This is a genomic window from Saccharopolyspora sp. NPDC003752 (assembly GCF_053605825.1).
On the sequence record NZ_JBSGJZ010000001.1, the window covers coordinates 1 to 20,913 of the forward strand.

The following is a 20,913-nucleotide window of genomic DNA, read 5'->3' on the forward strand; positions in this document are numbered from 1 at the left end:
TGAGTACGTTGGATCGCCATGGCGATCCAACGTACTCACGACCCCATGAGCAGGCCGAACTCCTGCCCCGCTCAGAGCATCGGCATCAGGGTGCGGAGCTCGTACGGCGTGACGTGGCTGCGGTAGGCGTTCCACTCCTCGCGCTTGTTGCGCAGGAAGAAGTCGAACACGTGCTCGCCGAGGGTTTCCGCGACCAGCTCGGAGGATTCCATCTCGGCCAGCGCCTCGGTGAGGTTCTGCGGCAGGTTCGCGTAGCCCGCCGCCTTCCGCTCCCGTTCGGTCAGGCCCCACACGTCGTCCTCGGTGGCGGGCGGCAGCTCGTAGCCCTTCTGCACGCCGCGCAGCCCGGCCGCGAGGATCACCGCGTAGGCCAGGTACGGGTTGCAGGCCGAGTCCAGGTTGCGGACCTCGACGCGACGCGAGGACGCCTTGCCCGGCGAGTACATCGGCACCCGGACCAGCGCGGACCGGTTCGCGTGGCCCCAGCAGACCGCGGTCGGCGCCTCGCCGCCGACGACCAGCCGCTTGTAGGAGTTCACCCACTGGTTGGTCACGGCGCTGATCTCGCGGGCGTGGTGCAGGATCCCGGCCACGAACGCCCGGCCGATGTCGGACAGCTCGAACGGGTTCTCCGGGTGGTAGAAGGCGTTCTGGTCGCCCTCGAACAGGCTGAAGTGGGTGTGCATGCCCGAGCCGGGCTGCCCGCTGAAGGGCTTCGGCATGAACGAGGCGCGCACGCCCTGGGTGATCGCGACCTCCTTGACCACGTACCGGAACGTCATCACGTTGTCGGCCATGGTCAGCGCGTCGGCGTAGCGCAGGTCGATCTCCTGCTGGCCGGGCGCGCCCTCGTGGTGGCTGAACTCCACCGAGATCCCCATCGCCTCCAGGGTCTCGATGGCGTTGCGCCGGAAGTGCGGGGCGGCGTCGTGGCTGGACTGGTCGAAGTAGCCGCCGGAGTCGGCGGGTACCGGTTCGGTGCCGTCGTCCGGCAGGTTCTTCAGCAGGAAGAACTCGATCTCCGGGTGCACGTAGCAGGTGAAACCGGACTCGGTGGCCTTGGCCAGGGTGCGGCGCAGCACGTGCCGCGGGTCGGCCCAGCAGGGCGAGCCGTCGGGCATGTGGATGTCGCAGAACATTCGCGCCGAGTAGTGCTCGCCGTCCGGGGTCTCCCACGGCAGCACCTGGAAGGTGGCGGGGTCCGGCTTGGCGACCATGTCCGATTCGTAGACCCGGGCGAAGCCCTCGATGGCCGAGCCGTCGAACCCGATGCCCTCGGCGAAGGCACCCTCTAGCTCGGCGGGCGAGATCGCCACCGACTTGAGCATGCCCAGGACGTCGGTGAACCACAGCCGCACGAAGCGGATGTCACGTTCCTCCAAGGTGCGGAGCACGAACTCCTGCTGGCGGTTCATGCACGCAGCCTAAGAGTTCCGACTGCGAATTGCGTAACTGGTCCATGAACGCGGCGCTACCCGCTTCCGGCCGGCCGCGGTCCGGTGTGGCGAAGGGCATCCCGGGGCGACTTCACCGCCCGGAGATGCCCTTCGCCGCCGAGGTCACCCGTTCGAGGTGCAGCGGGTTCCTTCGGCCGGGAGGGTCAGGTCGACCAGGTACTTCGTGGTCGCGTCGTCGACGCAGGTGACGCCCTGCATGAAGACCGTGTGCTGGGTGCCCTCGAAGGTCAGCAGGCGGCCGTGCAGGGCATCCGCGAGCTTCACGCCGGCCTGGTAGGGCGTGGCGGGGTCGCCGGTCGTGGAGATGACCAGCGTCGGCGGCAGCGCCCCCACCTCCGGCTCGGTGGTCTCGCCGGTGACCGGGACCGGCCAGAACGCGCACTTGTCGCGCGCCGCGCTGGGCGGGTTCCCGTTGTCCAGGAACGGAGCCACCTCGCGGTAGCGGCGGTCCGCCTCGCGGAGGATCGCCGGGTCCTCGACGCGCTGGTCGTCGACGCAGTGCACGGCGTCGAACGCGTCGGTGGTGTTGGTGTACTGCCCGTTGCTCTCGCGGCTGAAGTAGTTGTCCGCGAGGGCCAGCAGCCGCCGGCCGCTGCCCTGCCGGAGCTCGTTGAGCCCGTTGTCCAGCTGGTCCCAGAGGCTCGGCGCGTACAGCGCCTGGATCGCCGCCATGGTGGCGTCCTTGTAGGACAGCTCACGGCCGTCACCGGCCGGGGCCGGGTGGTCCACCAGCGGGCGGGTGAGCTGCTGGAACACCGCGACGGCCTGCGCCGGGTCGGAGCCCAGGGAGCACCGCTGGCGCTTGGCGCACCAGGCGGCGAAGTCGTTGAAGGCGCGCTGGAAACCGGCGCCCTGGGCGACCAGCTGGTCGACCGTGGACTGCCCGGGGTCGACCGCGCCGTCGAGCACCATCGCCCGCACGTTGCCGGGGAAGGTCTCCGCGTACTCCGCGCCGATCCGGGTGCCGTAGGAGTAGCCGAGGTAGGTCAGCTTCTGGTCGCCGAGCACCGAACGCAGCACGTCCATGTCCTTGGCGACCTCGCGGCTGCCGACGTTGGCCAGCATCTGGGTACCGGTGCGCTCCGCGCACTTGCCCGCGTAGTCGCGCTCCTCCTGCTCGGTCGCGGCGATCCCGGCGGGCGAGGTGTCCGCGTCGGAGTCGAGCCGCTCGGCGTCGCGCTCCGGGCCGGTCAGGCAGCTCACCCTCGGCTCGGAGGCGCCGATGCCGCGCGGGTCGAACCCGATCAGGTCGAACCGCTCACCCAGGTCGGTCTGCTCGACCGACGAGGCGACGCTCGCGGCCGCGCTCATCCCGGACGCTCCCGGGCCGCCCGGGTTCAGCATCAGCGAGCCGATCCGGTGCCCCGGGTCGGTGCCCGGCTTGCGCAGGATGCCGAGCGTGATCGCCTGCCCCTGGGGTTCGGCGTAGTCCATCGGGACTTCCAGCCGCGCGCACTCCAGGCCGGTGTCGTCGAAGGCGGTTCGGTCGCTGTCGGACGTCGCGTACGGGGCGCAGGGCCCCCAGGACAATGTCTGCCCGTAGTACCGCTCCAAGCCCGCCGGCACCGGTCCGGCCGGGCCCTTGCGCTCGGTGTGCGGCTGCAGCGGTGCTGTATCTCGCGTGGGCGGGCTGCACGCGGCCGCGCCCAGCAGGGCCACCACGGACAGCACGGTCAGTAGGCGGTTCACTCACGAATCGTGACACGCATCGCGCGGCGCGGCTCACAGTGGGCAGCACGACGCAGGCGTGCGGCGTGCGCGAAGATGGGTGCATGCCCCAGCTGCGCATCGCACTCGCACAGGTCAACGCATGCGTCGGCGACATCGCCGGCAACAGTTCGATGGTCTTGGACTGGACCCGCCGCGCCGTGCAGGACGGCGCCCACCTCGTGGCCTTCCCCGAGATGGTGCTCTCCGGCTATCCGGTCGAGGATCTCGCGCTGCGCAAGTCGTTCGCTGCCGCGAACCTCTCCGAGCTGGAGGTGCTGGCCCGGCGCTTGCAGGACGCCGGCTGCGGTGACGCGCTGGTCGTCGTCGGGCACCTCGGTCGCGACGACGAAGGGCCGCGCAACTCGGCGTCGCTGCTCTACGGCGGCGAGGTCGTCACGACCTACCACAAGCACCACCTGCCGAACTACGGCGTGTTCGACGAGGCCCGCTACTTCGCGCCCGGCTTCGACCTGCCGATCGTGCGGCTGCACGGCCTGGACGTCGGCGTGGTCATCTGCGAGGACATCTGGCAGAACGGCGGGCCGGTGGCCGCGCTGGGCAAGGTCGGCGTGGACCTCGTGGTGTGCATCAACGGTTCGCCGTACGAACGTGCCAAGGACGACGTGCGCACCCCGCTGGTCATCCGGCGGGCCGCCGAGGCGGGCGCGCCGATGGCGTACGTGAACCTGGTCGGCGCGCAGGACGAGCTGGTGTTCGACGGCGATTCCATGGTCGCCACGCCGGACGGCGAGATCCTCGCGCGGGCGCCGCAGTTCGCCGAGCACCTCACGCTGCTGGACCTGGAGCTGACCGCGGGCGGGCACACCTCGACCACCGTGCCCGCCGAGCCGGGCCCGATGCGGATGCCCGCCTTCGACGTCCAGCGGATCGTGCTGCAGCCGGAGCCGCTGCCGCACTACGAGCCGGTGCCCGCGCTGCCGCCCGCCGAGCGGCTCGACGACGTGGCCGAGGTGTGGTCGGCGCTGGTCACCGGGCTGCGCGACTACGTGCACAAGAACGGGTTCCGGTCGGTGACCTTCGGCTTCTCCGGCGGGATCGACTCCGCGGTGGTCGCCGCGCTGGCCGCCGATGCGCTCGGCGCGGACGCCGTGCACGGGGTGTCGATGCCGTCGAACTACTCGTCGGAGCACTCGCGGTCGGACGCCGCCGAGCTGGCGAAGCGGATCGGCTGCCACTTCGAGGTGCACCCGATCGCCGACATGGTCGACGTGTACGTGCGGCAGCTGGAGCTGACCGGGCTCGCCGAGGAGAACGTGCAGGCGCGCGCCCGGGGCGTGCTGCTGATGGCGCTGTCGAACCAGCGGGGGCACCTGGTGCTGGCCACCGGGAACAAGACCGAGCTGGCGGTGGGTTACTCGACGATCTACGGCGACGCGGTGGGCGCGTTCGCGCCGATCAAGGACGTGCCGAAGACGCTGGTGTGGAAGCTGGCGAAGTGGCGCAACGCCGATGCGGAGAAGCGCGGCGAAGTGCCGCCGATCCCGGAGAACTCGATCACCAAGGCGCCGTCGGCGGAGCTGCGGCCGGACCAGGTGGACCAGGATTCGCTGCCGGAGTACGACGTGCTGGACGTGGTGCTGGACGGCTACGTGGAGGGCGACCGCGGTTACGCGGACCTGATCGCGGACGGGTTCGACGCCGAGCTGGTCGAGCGGGTGCTGCAGATGGTGGACCGGGCGGAGTACAAGCGCCGGCAGTACCCGCCGGGCACCAAGATCACGTTCAAGGCGTTCGGCCGGGACCGGCGGCTGCCGCTGACCAACCGCTGGCGGGAGATCGCGCCGTGACGGGCCCCGGTGTCCGCGGTTTCAATTGAAACTGCGGACACCGGGGGGATCATCCGCGGTGTCAGATGGAACCGCGGGCGTGGTCGGGTGACGTTTCGCGACCACCTAAGGAGGTTCGGCCGTGTGGGCCGTGCACGGATTGTGCACTGTGGATGGACGCCTGGTGCTGTGGGCGGAGGATTCCGGGCTTCCGGCACGGGTGGCCGGGCGCGCGCCGAGCGGCACCGTGGCACATCCCTTCGCCGTGCCCGGCGAGGCGCTTCGGGACGCGCTGCCCGGTGATCAGCTCAAGGTCGACTCCGTCCGGCTCCAGCTGCCCTCCTACGCCTCCGCGCCGGTCGCATCTCCCGAGCTGGTGCGGGATCCGCTGACGGCCGGGCCGACGCCGCGCGGCAAGCTGCGGCTGCGGGAATGGCTCGTTCCTGCCGTGTCGTGCAGCCCCGCGGCCGTGCTCGCGCTGCTCGATGAGGGCGTGCCTGGCGCCCGGTTGGGCGCGTCCGCGCATTTCCTGCACAGCGTCGCCGGATTCGCCGAGCAGGTGGTGTCGCAGGGTCGGGTGCTGCCCGCGCTGGTCTTCGAGGCCGAGCGGCCCGCAGCGCGCTGGCGTGCCGCGTTGTCCGGCACGGATTCGGCGCGGTTCGTGGCGCTGCGGGATTCCATGCCGCAGGCCTTCCGCTGCGAACGCGGCGACCCACCCGCCGACGTCCTGCGCACGGCTCTCGACTCGCTGGTCGACGGCATCGCCCGCGCCCGGGTCGCCGACGTCGGGATGCCCGGCGGCCGGACCGTCGCCGCGGCGTGGCTGAACGCGCTGGCCCACGAGCCGCGGTTCGACGGCGATCCCGCGCAGATGCGGAAGCTCGCCCGCCGGCTGGAGACCTGGCGCGCCAGTGGTGCCCGGGAAAGCCCGGTGCGGACCTGCTTCCGGTTGCACGCCCCGGAGGACGACGACCAGTGGCGGCTGGAGTTCCTGCTCCAGGCCGTCGACGACCCGAGCGTCCTCGTGTCCGCGAACGAGGTGTGGCGGGAGGAAAGCCGGGTCCTGCAGCGGTGGGTCGCCCAGCCGCAGGAGTTGCTGCTCGCCGACCTCGGCAAGGCGAGCCGGGTCTTCCCCGGGCTCGACGCGGCGCTGGTCGTCCCGCACCCCACCGAGTTGTTCCTGGACGCCGACGGGGCGTACGAGTTCCTCACCAGCGCGGCGCTGCTGGACCAGGCCGGTTTCGGCGTGCTCCTGCCGTCCTGGTGGGGCCGCACGCAGCAGCTCGGGCTGAAGCTGACCGCGACCAGTTCCGGCGCCGCCGGGACAGTGTCGAAGGAGTCCGGGCTCGGCATGGACGCCGTCGTCGACTACCGCTGGGACCTCGCGCTGGGCAACGAGCGGCTGACCGAGTCCGAGCTGGCGGAGCTGGCCGCCGCGAAGGTCCCGCTGGTGCGGGTGCGCGGCAGGTGGGTCCAGGTCGACCGCAAGCGGCTGGCCGCCGGGCTGGCGTTCCTGCAGCGCTCCGGCACCGGCCAGATGACCGCCGGCGAGGTGCTGCTGCAGGCCGGGACGCATTCCGAGGACGGCGACCTGCCGATGCCGGTGGTCGAGGTGAGCGGGCACGGGTGGCTCGGGGACCTGCTGTCCGGGCAGGCCGAGCAGTACCTGGAACCCGTTGAGCCGCCAGCGGGTTTCACCGCGACGCTGCGCCCGTACCAGCGCCGCGGCCTGGCCTGGCTGGCGTTCCTGGACCGGCTGGGCCTGGGCGCCTGCCTCGCCGACGACATGGGCCTCGGCAAGACCGTGCAGCTGCTGGCGCTGGAAGCGCTGGCTCGCTCGGAGGGCTCGCGCGGCCCGACGCTGCTGGTCTGCCCCATGTCGGTGGTCGGCAACTGGCAGCGGGAGGCGGCCAGGTTCGCGCCGGCGCTGAAGGTGCACGTCCACCACGGCGGCGGGCGGCTCGGCGGCGAGGACCTGATGGAGGAGGTCGGCGGGCAGGACCTCGTCATCACGACGTATCCGCTGGCCGCGCGGGATTCGGCCGTGCTGCGGGAGATCCGCTGGGAGCGGGTGGTGCTCGACGAGGCGCAGAACATCAAGAACAGCGCCTCCCGGCAGGCCAAGGCGGTGCGCGGCCTGTCGGCCCGGCAGCGGATCGCGCTGACCGGCACGCCGGTGGAGAACCGGCTCGCCGAGCTGTGGTCCATCATGGACTTCGCGAACCCCGGCGTGCTGGGCTCGCTGAACACGTTCCGGGCCCGGTTCGCGGTGCCGGTGGAACGCGACGGCGACACCGACGCCGCGGCCCGGTTGCGGCGCATCACCGGGCCCTTCGTGCTGCGGCGGCTGAAGACCGACCCGGCGATCATCGACGACCTGCCGGACAAGATCGAGATGAAGCAGCTGTGCAACCTCACCGCCGAGCAGGCGTCGCTGTACCAGGCGGCGGTCGACGACATGCTGGCGCGCATCGACGACAGCGTTGGCATGGAGCGCCGCGGGCTGGTGCTGGCGACGATGTCCAAGCTCAAGCAGGTGTGCAACCACCCGGCGCAGCTGCTCGGCGACGGCTCGCCGCTGCCCGGCCGGTCGGGGAAGTTGTTGCGGCTGGAGGAAATCCTCGAATCCGTGCTGGCCGACGGCGACAAGGCGCTGTGCTTCACGCAGTTCGCCGGGTTCGGCGGGATGCTGGTGCCGCACCTGTCGGCGCGGTTCGACACCGAGGTGCTGTTCCTGCACGGCGGCACGCCGAAGAAGGCCCGCGACGAGATGGTCCGACGGTTCCAGGAGGCCGACGGGCCGTCGATCTTCCTGCTGTCGCTGAAGGCCGGCGGCACCGGGCTGACGCTCACCGCCGCCAACCACGTCATCCACCTGGACCGGTGGTGGAACCCGGCCGTCGAGGACCAGGCCACCGACCGGGCGTTCCGCATCGGCCAGCGCCGGGACGTGCAGGTCCGCAAGCTGACCTGCATCGGCACCCTGGAGGAGAAGATCGACCGGATGATCGAGGACAAGAAGGCGTTGGCGCAGCTGGTCGTCGGCTCCGGCGAGAACTGGCTGACCGAGCTGTCCACCCGCGAGCTGCGCGACCTGGTCGCGCTGGAAGCGGAGGCCATCGGTGAATGAGTGGCGCCGGTTCCCGCCCGGCGCGAAGCCGATCCGCGTCGAGGGCGGCATCAAGGCGCGCAGCAAGCGCGGCGAGATCGCGCAGACCTGGTGGTCGCGGCGGTTCATCGAGGTGCTGGAGTCCTTCGGCATGGGCGGCCGGCTGCAGCGCGGCAAGCGGTACGCGCGCGCCGGGCAGGTGCTCAGCCTGACGCTGTCGACCAGCCTGGTGGTCGCGCTGGTACAGGGTTCCCGCCCGGAGCCCTACCGGGCGCGGATCGCGATCAAGGCGTTCACCGCGGACGAGTGGGAGCGGATCGAGCGGGCGCTGGCCGGGCAGGCGCTGTACGCGGCGAAGCTGCTTGCCGGGGAGATGCCGACGGACGTCGAGCGGGTCTTCGACGAGCTCGGGCTGCAGCTGTTCCCGACGACGATGCGGGAACTGACGATGGATTGTTCCTGTCCGGACTGGGAAATTCCGTGCAAGCACCTGGCGGCGGCCTGCTACCTGGTGGCCGAGTCGTTCGACGAGGACCCGTTCCAGATCCTCGCCTGGCGCGGCCGGGGGCGCGAGGAGCTGCTGGACCGGCTGCGAGCGCTGCGCGGCAGCGTGTCGGGTCCGGCGGCGGAGGGGCCCGACGAGGCGGCGCCGCTGTCGGAACGCCCGGAAACCTTCTGGGGCGCACCGGAATCCCCGGCGGCGCCTGCGACTCCCGGCACTGAGTCGACCGCGCCGGACGCGCTGCTCGACGAGCTCGACCCGCTGCCGGTGCAGATCGGCGGGACGGATGCGACCGACGCGCTCCGCCCCGCCTATCGCGCGATGCGGGGCTCGTGAGCGTTCGTTCCGGTCCTGCGAACGTCCACAGAGGACCGGGTTTCGGCCCTTCTGGTCCTCGTCCGTCATCGGCGGCCCGGCCGCCAGCGGAAGATCCCGGATTCGGCGAAGGGGTGGGAGGGGATCGAGCGAAGCCACCCCGCCGACCACAGGAAGCTGACCGCATCCACCAAGATCGCTACCGGCGCGGACAACCACAGGTGCCGGGCCCGAGGGGCACCTTCATCTCGTCAGGGATGTTCGTCGATGGCGGGCATCGGGGCACCGGTCGGGTTCCACGCCTGCAGGAACTGCGGCTGGCGGGATGCGTCGACGAGCTCGATGCGGGCCCCGATCGAGTCCATCCGGTGGTACGCGAAGGCCCTGCCGTACGGGCAGCCGGAGAACTCCTCCGGCAAGCCCTGGTCGGCGAGCCGGCGCGCGCCGGCCTCCAGCGAACTCGTCCAGTAGCCGAGGTGGTCGAACCTGGCGCCCGCGGACGCGTCCCACGGGCTGCCCGGCGGGCCCTCGATCAGCTCGATGAACGGCGCCCCGCCCTTGGTGAAGACGATCCGGTAGTCCCAGTCCCCGAGCCGGGCGGCCTGCGGTTCGTTCCACTCGACGCCCGCGGACGACTCGAAGTCGCGCATCGCCTTCTCGACGTCGGGCACGACGAAGCACACGTGGTAGAAGGCAGTCACCGGGGCAGTATCCCCTCGAAGAGCTCGGCCGGCGGGAGGGAGGCACCCCCAGTTGCCTCCCTCCCGCGCTCCCACGCGCTCCCGGTCATTAGACGCCCGGAAGGCCGTTTGGTTGCATCGTTGTTTTTCCCGTTATTGCCGGAGGTCGAGCCTCAGAAGCCGCCGGTGCCGAGGTCGCGGCAGGTCGTCGGGTAGTCGCCCAGGCCCAGGCCGACTTCGTCGCTCCATTGCGGTCACGTCCGTGGGACGGTGCGAGCCGAGGAGCGGTTGTGCCGACCGGCCTCAGTCGAAGATCCGCTCCAGCAGGCGGACGGTCACCTCGGCGCCGGCCTCCTTCCCGATCGCCTTGCGGACGTCGGCCTTCACCGGAAGTTTGTGCGTGCCGTCGCCCAGCGCCATGAACGAGCTGCGGAACGGCCGGCCGTCGATCGCGCCCCGGACCTTCACGAGGCCGCGGGTGCCGAAGTACTCGGCCGAACGCGGCCAGACCACATAGGTCCAGCCGCCCCGGTTCGGGCTCTTCTGCAGCGTCGCGGTGAACTGCTCGTCCATCGTGTGCTCCTCTCGCGAACCGCTCCTGGAGGTGCAGACCGCGCGGTGCCGCGGAACTCATCGCTCTGGTCTTCCCGGGTCCGAGCGGTTATGCATGTTCCGCGAAGATCGAAAGGCGGACGTCATGCAGTGGAAGAAGTTCGGTTCCGGGTTGGCCGCGGCGGCCGTCGTCGCCCTGAGCACGGCGTGCTCCGCGACGCCGGTCGAGCCGGCGAAGCCCGCGGCGAGCCGGCTGGACGACGTCGTCCAGCGCGGTGAGCTGCGGGTGTGCAGCACCGGGGACTACCGGCCGTTCACCTACCGGGACGCGGCGGGCGCCTGGAGCGGCATCGACATCGACATGGCGCACGACCTCGCGGGCAGGCTCGGCATCAAGGCGACGATCGTGCCCACCACCTGGAAGACGCTGGTCGCCGACTTCAACGCGCAGTGCGACATCGCCGTCGGCGGCGTGTCGATCACCTTGGACCGCGCGAAGCAGGCCTTCTTCAGCACCGCTTACGTGGTCGACGGCAAGACGCCGATCACCCGCTGCGAGAACGCCGCGCGGTTCCAGACGTTGCAGCAGATCGACCAGCCCGGCGTCCGCGCCGTCGTCAACCCCGGCGGCACCAACGAGCAGTTCGCCAAGCAGAACCTCAAGCAGGCCACCATCGTCGAGCACCCGGACAACAACACGATCTTCCAGCAGATCCTCGACGGCAAGGCCGACCTGATGATGACCGACGCCGCCGAGACCAAGTGGCAGGCCAGGCAGCACCCGGAGCTGTGCTCGGTGCACCCCGACCAGCCGTTCACCTTCAGCGAGAAGGCGTACCTGCTGCCGAAGGGCGACGTCGTGTTCCAGCAGTACGTGGACCAGTGGCTCAACCTCGCGCTGCGCGACGGCACCTACGCGCGCATCGCGGAGCCCTGGATCGGCTGAACTGTGATGTTGGCCCTCGGGGTGTGTCGGCGGGGTTGAGCGCGTGCGACGCTTTTCCCCGCAACCATCCGCAACTACCCGGGGACCCGCGATGCGGGCCTCGAGGAAAAGGACGGTCAACGATGACTGCTGCCCAGAACCAGGGTGAGACGGCGGCGCCGTACGGATCCACGCCGGCCAAGCGGCGCGTGCGCATCCACCACCTCCAGCAGCTGAAGGAGCGCGGCGAGCCCTGGCCGATGCTCACCTCCTACGACATGTACACCGCGCGGATCTTCGACCAGGCCGGCATCCCGGTGCTGCTGGTCGGCGACTCGGCCGCCAACAACGTCTACGGCTACGAGTCGTCGCTACCGGTGACCGTGGACGAGCTGCTGCCGCTGGTCCGCGCCGTGACCCGGTCGGCGGAGCGGGCCCTGGTGGTGGCAGACCTGCCGTTCGGCTCCTACCAGGCGTCGCCGGAGCAGGCGCTGGCCACCGCGACGCGGTTCATGAAGGAAGGCCGCGCGCACGCGGTCAAGCTCGAAGGCGGCCGCCGCTACGCCCCGCAGATCGAGGCGCTGGTATCGGCGGGCATCCCGGTGATGGCCCACATCGGTTTCACGCCGCAGAGCGAGCACGGCCTCGGCGGCTACCGGGTGCAGGGCCGCGGCGACAAGGCCGACGAGCTGCTCGCGGACGCGCTCGCGGTGCAGGAGGCCGGCGCGTTCTCCGTGGTGCTGGAGATGGTGTCGGCGGACGCCGCGAAGCGGGTGACCGGGGAGCTGCGCATCCCGACGGTCGGCATCGGGGCCGGGCCCGACTGCGACGCCCAGGTGCTGGTCTGGACGGACATGTCGGGCATGAACACCGGTCGCACGGCGAAGTTCGTGAAGCGCTACGCCGACGTGGGCGGGATCCTGGCCGACGCCGCCGGCCGCTTCGCGGACGAAGTCCGCGGCCACGCCTTCCCCGCCGAGGAGCACTCCTTCCACTGAGGTGACACCGGGGTGCGCGGCGTCGGTCGCGCACCCCGGATCAGCCGCCGGCGGCCCGGGCGATGCGATCGGCCAGCTCCCGCGAGTAGTCGATGAGCTCGGGCGGGGACTCGATCGTGTAAGGCACGCCGACGGTGGCGAGGGCGACCGACAACCACTCCCAGGACTCGACGCTGGTGACGTAGCGGCAGCTGGTGTCGTCGATGGCTTCGAGCGATCCGGCTTCGGCGATCAGCCGATCGGAGACCACCGAGACCGGCGCCGCGAAGCGCACCACGCCGCGCCGCCCGCGGGGGAACCGGGCGCTGTCCTGGACGAAGCTCACCGGATCGTCGGCGGGCAGCTCGCGCGGAGCGAAGGTGGTGCCCGGAACGCCGAGCTCGCCGATCCGGTCGATGCGGTAGGTGCGCCAGTCGGCGCGATCGCGATCCCAGCCCAGCAGGTACCAGCGGCGGTCGAACAGCACCTGGCGGTAGGGCTCCACGCGGCGTTCGGTGTGCTCCCCGCTGCGGCTCGTGTAGTCGAATCGCACGTCCTGGTGCATGTGCGCTGCGGTCGCGAGCAGCTGCACGGTTCGCAGATCCAGTGCCTGGGTGGCGCGGGCGGTCGTCTCGGTCGCCGAGGTGAGCGCCTGAATCCGGGCGCGCAGCCGGGTCGGCACGACGCGTTCGAGCTTGCGCAGGGCACCTTCGGCAGCATCGTCGGCCCCGCCCATCTGGGTGAGCGCGGCGATCCGCAGGCCGACGACGGTGGCGACCGCCTCGTCGTCGGTGAGCAGCAGCGGCGGCATGGCCCGACCGGCGACGAGCTGGTAGTTCCCGCCCGGTCCGCGCGTCGAGGAGACCGGGTAGCCGAGCTCGCGCAGGCGGTCGAGGTCGCGCCGCAGGGTGCGCGGTGATGCGCCCAGCCGCGCGGCCAGTTCAGCCCCGGGCCAGCTCCGGCCGCTCTGCAGCAGCGAGAGCAACTCCAACAGCCGTGTGCTCGGATCCGTCATCGCATTGATTGTTTTTCATCCTAGTCGGCCCGCAGCTGCGGGCCGCAAAGTTTCACGTCGATGGGGTGTCGCATGCGCCGCAGGCGCATAGCCCACCTACGACACCCGCACCGCCGCGGGTTCTCAGAGGCTTCCTGGCGAGGACGGCCCCTCCGCCGTGTATTGGGGACATACATCAGGAGGGGCACCCACAGACCAGGGAGCCTCTGAGGTTCCGCCACCCGCACCGCCATCCAAATTGAGGCTGGAAAACCTCATTCGAACCTAACCGGAATTGTGGCCAGGATTCGACCACAACCGGCCGTAGCGTCCCTGGCATGGCACATGAACCCGAGAAGATCGTCGTCACCACACCCACCGGACACGTGGGATCCCGAGTCGTGCAACTGCTCGTGCAGGCGGGCGTGCGCCCGACGTTGCTGATGCGCGAACCCGCCAAGCTCGACGCGGCGACGCGCGACCGGGTCGACGTCGTGCAGGGCGACCAGGGTGATGCCGATTTCGTCCTCCGCGCGACGAAGGGCGCTGACCGCCTCTTCTGGGTGGACCCGCCCACCCTGGACGACGACCCGGCCGCCGGCTACGCCCGCATGGGCGCCAACGCGGCGCGAGCGGTGCGGGAGAACGGCATCGCCCGCACCGTGTTCCTCAGCAGCGTCGGCGCGGAGAAGCGCCACGGAGCCGGCGAGATCGATGGCCTGGCCCGGACCGAGGAGCAGCTGGATGCCACCGGCGCCGACGTGCTGCACCTGCGCTGCGGGTACTTCTTCACCAACCTGCTCATGGAGCTCGACGGCTTGCGAGAGGGCGTGCTCCGCACCACGTGGCCCCTCGACTTCTCGATGCCCTGGGTCGATCCCCGCGACATCGGCGAAGTGGTGGCCGCTCGGCTGCTCTCGGACGGTTGGTCGGGACGCCACGTGCAGGCCGTGCACGGGCCCGAAGACCTGACGTTCCCGCAGGTGGCCGAAATCCTGAGCCACGCGGTGGGACGCGAGGTGCGCGCCGAGCGGATCTCCGATGACGAGTTCCGCGCCTCGCTGCGATCAGCAGGCTTGAGCAACGGACAGGTTGAGGGCGTCGTCGGCATGTCGACCGGGCTGCGCGAGAACTTCGTCCCCGAGAACGAGCGCAGCATCCTCACCACGACGCCGACCGCTCTCGCCGCCTGGGCCCACGCGCACCTCCGGCCCCTGCTCTGATCCGCGCGTGTGCAGGGGGCTGTGCGCACGGCTCCCTGCACGCCTGCGGCTCTAGGCGGGCGGAGTGCCGGTGCCGAAGGGCTTGCTGCCCAAGGCTTCCCGGCCGTGCGGCGTGCCCCAGCCGGACAGGTCCGGGCCCGCCGGGACGATGCCGGTCGGGTTGATCTGGTGGTGCGTCGCGTAGTAGTGGCGCTTGATGTGGTCGAAGTCGACCGTGTCGCCGAAGCCCGGCGTCTGGAACAGATCCCGGGCGTACGCCCACAGGACCGGCATCTCGGCGAGCTTCTGGCGGTTGCACTTGAAGTGCCCGTGGTAGACGGCGTCGAAGCGCACCAGCGTGGTGAACAGCCGGACGTCGGCCTCGGTGATCGCGTCGCCGACCAGGTAGCGGCGATCCGCCAGGCGCTCGGAAAGCCTGTCCAGGCGCGCGAAAAGCCGCTCGAAGGCCTGCTCGTAAGCCTGCTGCGAGGTGGCGAAGCCGCAGCGGTAGACGCCGTTGTTCACGTCGGCGTAGACGCCCGCGTTGACCTCGTCGATCTCCGCGCGCAGGTGCTCCGGGTACAGCTGCGGCGCGCCCTCGCGGTGGTGCGCGGCCCATTCCGTGGACAGGTCGAGCGTCAGCTGCGGGTAGTCGTTGGTGACCACCTTGCGCTCCGCGACGTCCAGGACCGCGGGAACCGTGTAGCGGCCGGCGAACTCGGGATCGGCGGTCAGGTACGCCTCGGAGAGGAAGGCGATCCCGGTCGCCGGGTCCTTCTCCCCCGGATCGAGGGTGAAGCGCCAGCCGCGCTCGTCGCGGATCGGGTCGACGATCCCCAGCGACAGCACGTCCTCCAGCCCGAGCAGGCGGCGCACGATCACCGACCGGTGCGCCCACGGGCATGCCAGGCTCACCACCAGCCGGTACCGGCCCGGCTCCACCGGCCACCGGGACGAGCCGTCCGCGGTGATCCGCTCGGTGAACCGGTTCGCCTGCCGCACCCACTCGCCCCGAGTCGAGGTCTCCGCCGCGAACTGCGCTTCGGCCATGCACCCACCCTAGGCCCGGCGCGGACCCGGTTCCGGTTGAAACCGGGGTTTCCCAGCAAGTGGACGCGCCCGTCGGGGTTCCGGCGCAGTTTCAATTGAAACCGCGGGTCACCGAGCCCGGTTCCGGATGGTGGAATATTCCGGTTTCCGGCGGTGCGGATTAGGGTGCCGGGCATGGATCTCGATCTCTCCGGCCGCTGCTTCCTCGTCACCGGCGCCAGCAAGGGGCTCGGCTTCGCCACCGCCCGCGCGCTCGTCGACGAGGGCGCCGACGTCGTCGTGTCGTCCTCGTCCGAGGACAACACCGCTGCCGCAGTCGACGCGCTCGGCGACCGCGCTCGCGGGCTCGCCGCCGACCTCACCGACCCCGCCGCCCCGCGCCGCCTGATCGACTACGCGCGGGAGCAGTTCGGACGGCTGGACGGCCTGTTCGTCAGCCACGGCGGCCCGCCCGCCGGGCTGCCCAGCGGGCTCGACGACGACGCGCTGCGCCGCGGCCTGGAGATCGCCACCATCGCCCCGATCCGGATCGCCCGCGAGGTCGCCGCCGAACTCGGCGACGGCGGTTCGATCGTGGTCCTGACCTCCACCTCCGGCGCGGAGCCGCTGACCGGGCTGGCCAGCTCGAACGTCGCCCGGCCCGCGACGCAGGGCTTCGTGAAGGACCTCGCCAACGAGGTGGGGCCGCGCGGGATCCGGGTCAACGCGCTGCTGCCCGGCCGCTTCGAGACGGAACGAGCCCGCGAACTGGCCGCGCAGAACCCGAAAGCCCAGGAGCAGGCCGAGCAGGCGGCGGCGCTGCGCCGGTCCGGCGACCCGGCGGAACTGGCCGCCGTCGCCGCATTCCTGTTGTCCCCCAAGGCTTCCTACGTCACCGGCGCGGCCTGGACGGTGGACGGCGGGCGACGCGCCGAGATGTGATCAGACGACGCCGTGCTCGTCGAGCCCGGATCCGGCGGGGCCGTGCGCCCTGCGCCCAGCCGAGGCGGCTATGCGCGGGACCGCCCGGTCAGCCCGCGCTATGCGCGGGACCGCCCGGTCAGCCCGCGCGTTTGGCGAGCACGTCGGCGTGGCACGGCTTGGGCGCGCACCAGCAGCCCAGCGCGCGGCCGTTCAGCACGCCCTCGCGGAGCTCCGCGAGCAGTTTCGGCTGCTCGTCCAGCCACTGCTCGTAGTGCCGGACCATCGCCTCGCGATCGATCTTCGCCTCCTTGAGGAACGGGCTGGCGAACTCCGACTCCGGCCAGTGGTGCCGCGGTCCCGCGTGCCCCACGTAGGTCAGCAGGCCCTGCTCCTCCAGCCACGGCACCAGGTGCTTGTGCGGGCCGTCCTTGCGCACGTTGACCACGATGGTGTGCCCGTCGAGCAGGGCGTCCGCCCGCTCCCGCTCGTCGTCGTTCCAACTGCTCGCCTCGTCCGGCAGCACCACGAACCACCTCCGCCGCTCAGGGTGCCGTGCCCGGCGGCGGGGGACAATTTCGCGCCGCACGACGCCGATCACCCGGAGCCGGCGCGACTCCCGGGGAATCGCGCCGGCTCCGGGTGATCGAGGCCGATGGTGGTGACGCGCGGTGGGCGCGTCGCCCGATCAGACGTCGGTGATGCGGAGGCCCGCGTGCGCCTTGTAGCGGCGGTTGATCGCGATCAGGTTCGCCGTGAGCGCCTCCACCTGGTGGGCGTTGCGCAGGCGCCCGCCGTAGATGCCGCGCACGCCCGGGATCACGTCGGCCAGCTCGCGGACCACGTCGGTGGCCTCCCGGTCGTCGCCGAGCACCAGGACGTCCAGGTCCACGTGGGTGACCGCGAGATCGGCCAGGGTCACCGCGGAGACGTGGTGGAACGCCGCCGTCACCCGGGACTCCGGCAGCAGCTGCTCGGCCTGCTGCGCCGCACTGCCCTCCGGCACCGGCAGCGCGTACGGCCCCAACTTGTCGAAGCCGAGCGGGTTGACGCAGTCGATCACGATCTTGCCGGCGAGCTCAGCCTGCAACGACTTCAGCGTCTCCGCGTGGCCCTCCCACGGCAGCGCGGCCAGCACGATGTCCGATGCCGCCGCGCAACCCGCGTTGTCCTGGCCGGAGACGTCGCCGCCCGCGATCTCGACGATCTCGGCCGCCGCCTGCTGGGCGCGCTCGGCGTTGCGCGAGCCGATCACGACCTTCAGGCCCGCCTTCGCCCACCGGATCGCCAGCCCCCGGCCCTGCGCACCGGTGCCGCCCAGCACTCCGACCGTCATCTCCCGCACCTCAGCCACCCTCGGCCCCTTTCGTCGCCATCGACCGTGCTCGATCCACGATCGACCCGAGGAGAGCAATTCGCCACGGGGTGTGGGTCAGGCCACTTCGAACGCGACGTCGCGGCGCACCGGATCGGCCTCCACGAGCCGCACCCGGACCTGCTGGCCCTCGCCGAGGCCGGTGCCGCTGCACCGCGCGATGACCGGCGGATCGGCCACGAACACCTCGCCTGCCGTGCCGTTGGGCACCCGCAGCACCGTCGCGGCGAACTCCTCGCCCACCCGCGGCGCCAGCGACCAGGCCTGCGCCTGCGCGATGCAGGCCCGCTCCACCTGCCCGGCCACCCGGTCGGAGCTGCCCATCGCCGAAGGCAGCCCGGCCAGCGCCTCGTGCACCCACTCCGGTACTTCCCGGTCCGATGCCACCGCCAGGCAGACCTCGGCGCTGTAGCGATCGACCAGTCGCCGCAGCGGGGCCGTGACGTGCGCGTACGAGGCTCCGATGCCCGCGTGGTTGGCCTTCGCCGGCGCCCCGTCGCCGAAGGCGGTGTAGCCGGCGCCGCGAAGCAGGCGGGTCGCCGCCACATGCACGGCCAGCGCCTCCGGGCGGATCGGGTCGAGCCCGGCGAGCGCGGCCGCGGGCGGCGTGTCCACCGGCCAGTGCACGCCGAGCCGGGTCGCCGACCGGCGCAGCCCGGCCACCGTCTCCGGCTCCGGATCGGGCACCGTGCGCAGCACGCCGATCCCGGCCGACAGCATCATCTCCGCCGCGCACATGCCGGTGAGCAGCGAGATCTCGGCGTTCCACGCCTCGACCACCAGCCGCGGCCGCAGCACCAGCCGCCACCCACCGCCCCCGTCGGATTCCACCTGCTGCTCGGGCAGGCCGAGTTCGATCGCGCCGCGCAGCACCGCCTGCTCTCGGCGCAGCCGCCCGACTTCCGGCAGCAGCTCGATGGACGGATGCGGGACACCGAGCCGCAGCGAGCGCTGCACCCAGTCGTAGTCCAGCTGCGCGACCGACCGCACCAGCGCCCGCCGGACGTCCACGCGCACCGGCAGACCGCCGGAATCCAGATCGATCGTCCACAGCACCGCCGCTCGCACCTGATCGGGCAGCAGGCTCGCGGCGTCTTCGGACAGCCGCGTCGGGTGCAGCGGGATGTTGCCGTCCGGCAGGTAGAGCGTCTGCCCGCGCCGCCGCGCCTCCACGTCCAGCGCGCCGCCGGGCACCACGAACGCGGCCACGTCGGCGATCGCGTAGTGGATCCGGTAGCCGCCGCGCCGCCGCCGGACCAGCACCGCCTGGTCGAGGTCCTTCGCGCCGGGCGGATCGACCGTCACCAGCGGGAGGTCGGTGGCATCCACCCGCGCGCCGGTCGGCACCTGCTGCGCGACGGTCTGCTCCACCTCGGCCAGCGCGGCGGTCGGGTAGTCGACGGGCAACCCCAGCTCGGCGCGGATCGCCGAGAAGTCCAAGCCCAGTTCCGGCCGGCTTCGGCCGGTCGGTAAGGCGGCGGCAACTCCGGTGCCACCCGGTGAGGTCCCCGCCGCCGCCACGAGCTCAGTCCTCGCTGTTCCAGCGCTGGTCGGCCTCGTCGGCCGCCTTGGTCCGCTCCTCGGCTATCTCTAGCGCGCGAGCCGCGGTCTCCCGGTCCGGGTACGGCCCCAGGCGCTCCGCAGCCCGGCAGCCCGCCTTCGGCTCGACCTGCCGATGCGTCAAACAGAAGTACCAGCTTCCGCGCCCCATGCATCGAGCCTCGCACGACGGCGCGCACCTGTCACGCGCCAGGCGGCGACACGACCGGTATGTCCCAACCTCACCAGGCCGGCGGTGGCGGCGCCGCCGGGGTCGGCTGCGAGCCGCCGGGAGTCTGGCGCGGGATCGGGTCCAGGCAGGACACCAGCACCTGGTGCGTCTCCGGGTTGTCGATGCGGCGCCCGTCCCGCATCCGGTACTCCAGCTCGCCGTTGTCGTCGACCTCGACGGTGCACCCGACCTCGGCGAGCTGGTCGTCGTCGAGATCCACCAGCCGCTCGTAGCGGGACGGGACCACCCGGTACACCGGCCACTGCAGGTGCCCGAACGCCTGGTGGAACTCCGCCAGCAGGTTGCTCATCTGGTGCTGCCACGGCAGCGGCATCGCCTCGGCCAGCGATCGCGGCAGGACCGCGTACCCGGCGTCCACGCCGGGCAGGGGCCGGGCCAGGTAGTCCCCGAGCGGAGTGCTCGACGCGGGCGGACCGGACGGCCGCGGAATCGGGTCTGGTGTGAACATGGTCAACCCTTTCCGAAGGTCAGCAGGCCGCCGCCATTCTTACCTACCGCGCACCCCCGGCGGCAGGAGCTTGCACGCCCGTCGACGGCGTGTCGGCAGGCGGTGCGGGCCCGTCGGCAGGCGGAACCGGCGCGGTCGACGGCGGCGCGGTCTGGGCCGCCGGCGGTGGATCGGTGGCCGGGCGCACCACCGTGGGCAGCAGCTGACCGCCGTCCCACAGCTTCGTCACCTCGACCGATTCGCCGGGCTGCGGCGCGTGCAGGACCTCGTTGTCGCCCAGGTAGAGCGCCACGTGGTGGATGCCCTTCGGGTCCCGGCCGTAGCCCCAGAACACCAGGTCACCGGGCTGCGCCTGGGCCAGCGGGACGTGCACGCCGCCCTGGAAGTACTGCGTCTGCGAGTACTTCGGGATCTCCACCCCGGCCGCCTTCCACGCCTGCTGCGTCAGGCCCGAGCAGTCGAAGGAGTCCGGCCCCGCCGCGCCCCACACGTACGGCTTGCCGAGCTGGGTCTGGGCGTACTTGATGGCCTGATCGGCGAGCACGCCCGCGCTGGGCAGGTCCTCGCAGCCGCTGATGCCCTCGACGTCGCCCTCCACGCTCACCAGGTGCGCCGCCATCGGCTCCCACTTGTGGTAGCGCAGCGGGAACGCCGAGCGCTCCACCCGCTGGGCGGCCTCGCCGAACCGCATCTCCTCCCAGCCGGGCACTTCGAGCAGCACGTCGTAGAACTTGTTGATCTGGTAGTCCACGTCGGTGACCTGCTGCACCGTGCCCCAGCCCATGGACGGCCGCATCTGGAAGATGCCCAGCGAGTCCCGGTCGCCGTGGAACAGGTTCGCCAGGTTCGACTCGGTCTTGCCCGCCTGGATGGCGATCTGCCAGGCCCGCGGCGGCAGGCCGCGCTGCTTGCCGATCTCGATGATGCGCTGGGCGATGCCGACCGACTCGTCGGTGAGCGTCGAGGCGTCCCGCTCCCCGCGCCCCTCGCCGTCGCCCCACGGCCCCAGGTCGGCGCTGCAATTCGACCAGCCGGCGCCGCGACCGCCGCTGCCGACCAGCAGCGCGGTCACCGCGCCGACGCCGATCAGACCTGCGAAACCCGCGAGCACGACGACCGCAACCACGAGCTTCCGCAT

19 protein-coding genes are annotated in these 20,913 nt (G+C 71.6%); 7 read left to right on the forward strand and 12 right to left on the reverse strand.

Annotated features, from left to right (window positions below; all coding sequences use genetic code 11):
* Positions 1-71: 71 nt before the first annotated feature.
* Complete coding sequence (locus ACWEV3_RS00005; RefSeq protein WP_358389822.1) at positions 72-1,415, reverse strand: glutamine synthetase family protein; 1,344 nt, start codon at positions 1,413-1,415, stop codon at positions 72-74.
* 144 nt (positions 1,416-1,559) lie between these two features.
* Positions 1,560-3,146 carry an alpha/beta hydrolase gene (locus ACWEV3_RS00010; protein WP_452611742.1) on the reverse strand — a complete coding sequence of 529 codons (1,587 nt, stop codon included), beginning with the start codon at positions 3,144-3,146 and terminating at the stop codon, positions 1,560-1,562.
* A gap of 83 nt (positions 3,147-3,229) precedes the next feature.
* On the opposite strand from ACWEV3_RS00010, the gene ACWEV3_RS00015 reads away from it, so the two are divergent.
* The 3 genes from ACWEV3_RS00015 (at position 3,230) to ACWEV3_RS00025 (ending at position 8,901) form a co-directional block, all read left to right on the forward strand.
* Positions 3,230-4,975 carry an NAD+ synthase gene (locus tag ACWEV3_RS00015; protein WP_358579239.1) on the forward strand — a complete coding sequence of 582 codons (1,746 nt, stop codon included), beginning with the start codon at positions 3,230-3,232 and terminating at the stop codon, positions 4,973-4,975.
* A gap of 121 nt (positions 4,976-5,096) precedes the next feature.
* Positions 5,097-8,084 (forward strand): SNF2-related protein, encoded by a 2,988-nt coding sequence (locus tag ACWEV3_RS00020; protein ID WP_452611743.1) that lies wholly within the window; start codon positions 5,097-5,099, stop codon positions 8,082-8,084.
* Positions 8,077-8,901 (forward strand): SWIM zinc finger family protein, encoded by an 825-nt coding sequence (locus ACWEV3_RS00025; RefSeq protein ID WP_452611744.1) that lies wholly within the window; start codon positions 8,077-8,079, stop codon positions 8,899-8,901. The genes ACWEV3_RS00020 and ACWEV3_RS00025 overlap by 8 nt, the downstream gene beginning before the upstream one ends.
* Before the next feature lie 230 nt (positions 8,902-9,131).
* Here the strand turns inward: ACWEV3_RS00025 and ACWEV3_RS00030 are convergent, their stop codons facing one another.
* Together ACWEV3_RS00030 and ACWEV3_RS00035 are read right to left on the reverse strand one after the other, a co-directional pair.
* Positions 9,132-9,581, reverse strand: coding sequence for a VOC family protein (locus tag ACWEV3_RS00030; RefSeq protein WP_452611745.1), 450 nt, complete (start codon positions 9,579-9,581; stop codon positions 9,132-9,134).
* Positions 9,582-9,863: 282 nt separating this feature from the next.
* On the reverse strand, positions 9,864-10,133 hold the full coding sequence (locus ACWEV3_RS00035) for a DUF1905 domain-containing protein (protein WP_452611746.1): 270 nt from the start codon (positions 10,131-10,133) through the stop codon (positions 9,864-9,866).
* A gap of 124 nt (positions 10,134-10,257) precedes the next feature.
* Here ACWEV3_RS00035 and ACWEV3_RS00040 point away from each other — a divergent pair, with 124 nt between their 5' ends.
* Both ACWEV3_RS00040 and panB read left to right on the forward strand, forming a co-directional pair.
* Positions 10,258-11,058, forward strand: coding sequence for a transporter substrate-binding domain-containing protein (locus tag ACWEV3_RS00040; RefSeq protein WP_358579174.1), 801 nt, complete (start codon positions 10,258-10,260; stop codon positions 11,056-11,058).
* A gap of 122 nt (positions 11,059-11,180) precedes the next feature.
* On the forward strand, positions 11,181-12,035 hold the full coding sequence (gene panB, locus ACWEV3_RS00045; protein ID WP_452611747.1) for a 3-methyl-2-oxobutanoate hydroxymethyltransferase: 855 nt from the start codon (positions 11,181-11,183) through the stop codon (positions 12,033-12,035).
* A 40-nt stretch (positions 12,036-12,075) separates the two neighbouring features.
* Here panB and ACWEV3_RS00050 read toward each other — a convergent pair whose 3' ends face one another.
* Positions 12,076-13,029, reverse strand: a complete 954-nt coding sequence (locus ACWEV3_RS00050) for a helix-turn-helix transcriptional regulator (protein WP_452611748.1) — start codon at positions 13,027-13,029, stop codon at positions 12,076-12,078.
* 317 nt (positions 13,030-13,346) lie between these two features.
* Between ACWEV3_RS00050 and ACWEV3_RS00055 the strand changes: the two genes are divergently transcribed.
* Positions 13,347-14,231, forward strand: coding sequence for an NmrA family NAD(P)-binding protein (locus ACWEV3_RS00055; RefSeq protein WP_452611749.1), 885 nt, complete (start codon positions 13,347-13,349; stop codon positions 14,229-14,231).
* A gap of 51 nt (positions 14,232-14,282) precedes the next feature.
* Here the strand turns inward: ACWEV3_RS00055 and ACWEV3_RS00060 are convergent, their stop codons facing one another.
* A complete protein-coding gene (locus ACWEV3_RS00060) occupies positions 14,283-15,260 on the reverse strand; it encodes a glutathione S-transferase family protein (protein ID WP_452611750.1) in 978 nt (325 codons plus the stop codon).
* Between the two features lie 174 nt (positions 15,261-15,434).
* Here ACWEV3_RS00060 and ACWEV3_RS00065 point away from each other — a divergent pair, with 174 nt between their 5' ends.
* Positions 15,435-16,181: an SDR family NAD(P)-dependent oxidoreductase gene (locus tag ACWEV3_RS00065; RefSeq protein WP_452611751.1), complete on the forward strand. Its 747-nt coding sequence runs from the start codon at positions 15,435-15,437 to the stop codon at positions 16,179-16,181.
* 118 nt (positions 16,182-16,299) lie between these two features.
* Here ACWEV3_RS00065 and ACWEV3_RS00070 read toward each other — a convergent pair whose 3' ends face one another.
* From ACWEV3_RS00070 to ACWEV3_RS00095, 6 genes are all read right to left on the reverse strand, one after another.
* Positions 16,300-16,686 (reverse strand): DUF4326 domain-containing protein, encoded by a 387-nt coding sequence (locus tag ACWEV3_RS00070; protein ID WP_452612220.1) that lies wholly within the window; start codon positions 16,684-16,686, stop codon positions 16,300-16,302.
* Between the two features lie 162 nt (positions 16,687-16,848).
* The gene (gene npdG / locus ACWEV3_RS00075; RefSeq protein WP_452611752.1) at positions 16,849-17,514 is read right to left on the reverse strand and encodes an NADPH-dependent F420 reductase; all 666 of its coding nucleotides are present in this window, start codon (positions 17,512-17,514) and stop codon (positions 16,849-16,851) included.
* A gap of 78 nt (positions 17,515-17,592) precedes the next feature.
* Positions 17,593-19,056 (reverse strand): RNB domain-containing ribonuclease, encoded by a 1,464-nt coding sequence (locus ACWEV3_RS00080; protein ID WP_452611753.1) that lies wholly within the window; start codon positions 19,054-19,056, stop codon positions 17,593-17,595.
* A gap of 4 nt (positions 19,057-19,060) precedes the next feature.
* Positions 19,061-19,246 carry a hypothetical protein gene (locus ACWEV3_RS00085; RefSeq protein WP_093272913.1) on the reverse strand — a complete coding sequence of 62 codons (186 nt, stop codon included), beginning with the start codon at positions 19,244-19,246 and terminating at the stop codon, positions 19,061-19,063.
* Between the two features lie 70 nt (positions 19,247-19,316).
* Positions 19,317-19,775, reverse strand: a complete 459-nt coding sequence (locus ACWEV3_RS00090) for a hypothetical protein (RefSeq protein ID WP_397526294.1) — start codon at positions 19,773-19,775, stop codon at positions 19,317-19,319.
* A 43-nt stretch (positions 19,776-19,818) separates the two neighbouring features.
* Positions 19,819-20,913 (reverse strand): C40 family peptidase, encoded by a 1,095-nt coding sequence (locus ACWEV3_RS00095; RefSeq protein WP_452611754.1) that lies wholly within the window; start codon positions 20,911-20,913, stop codon positions 19,819-19,821.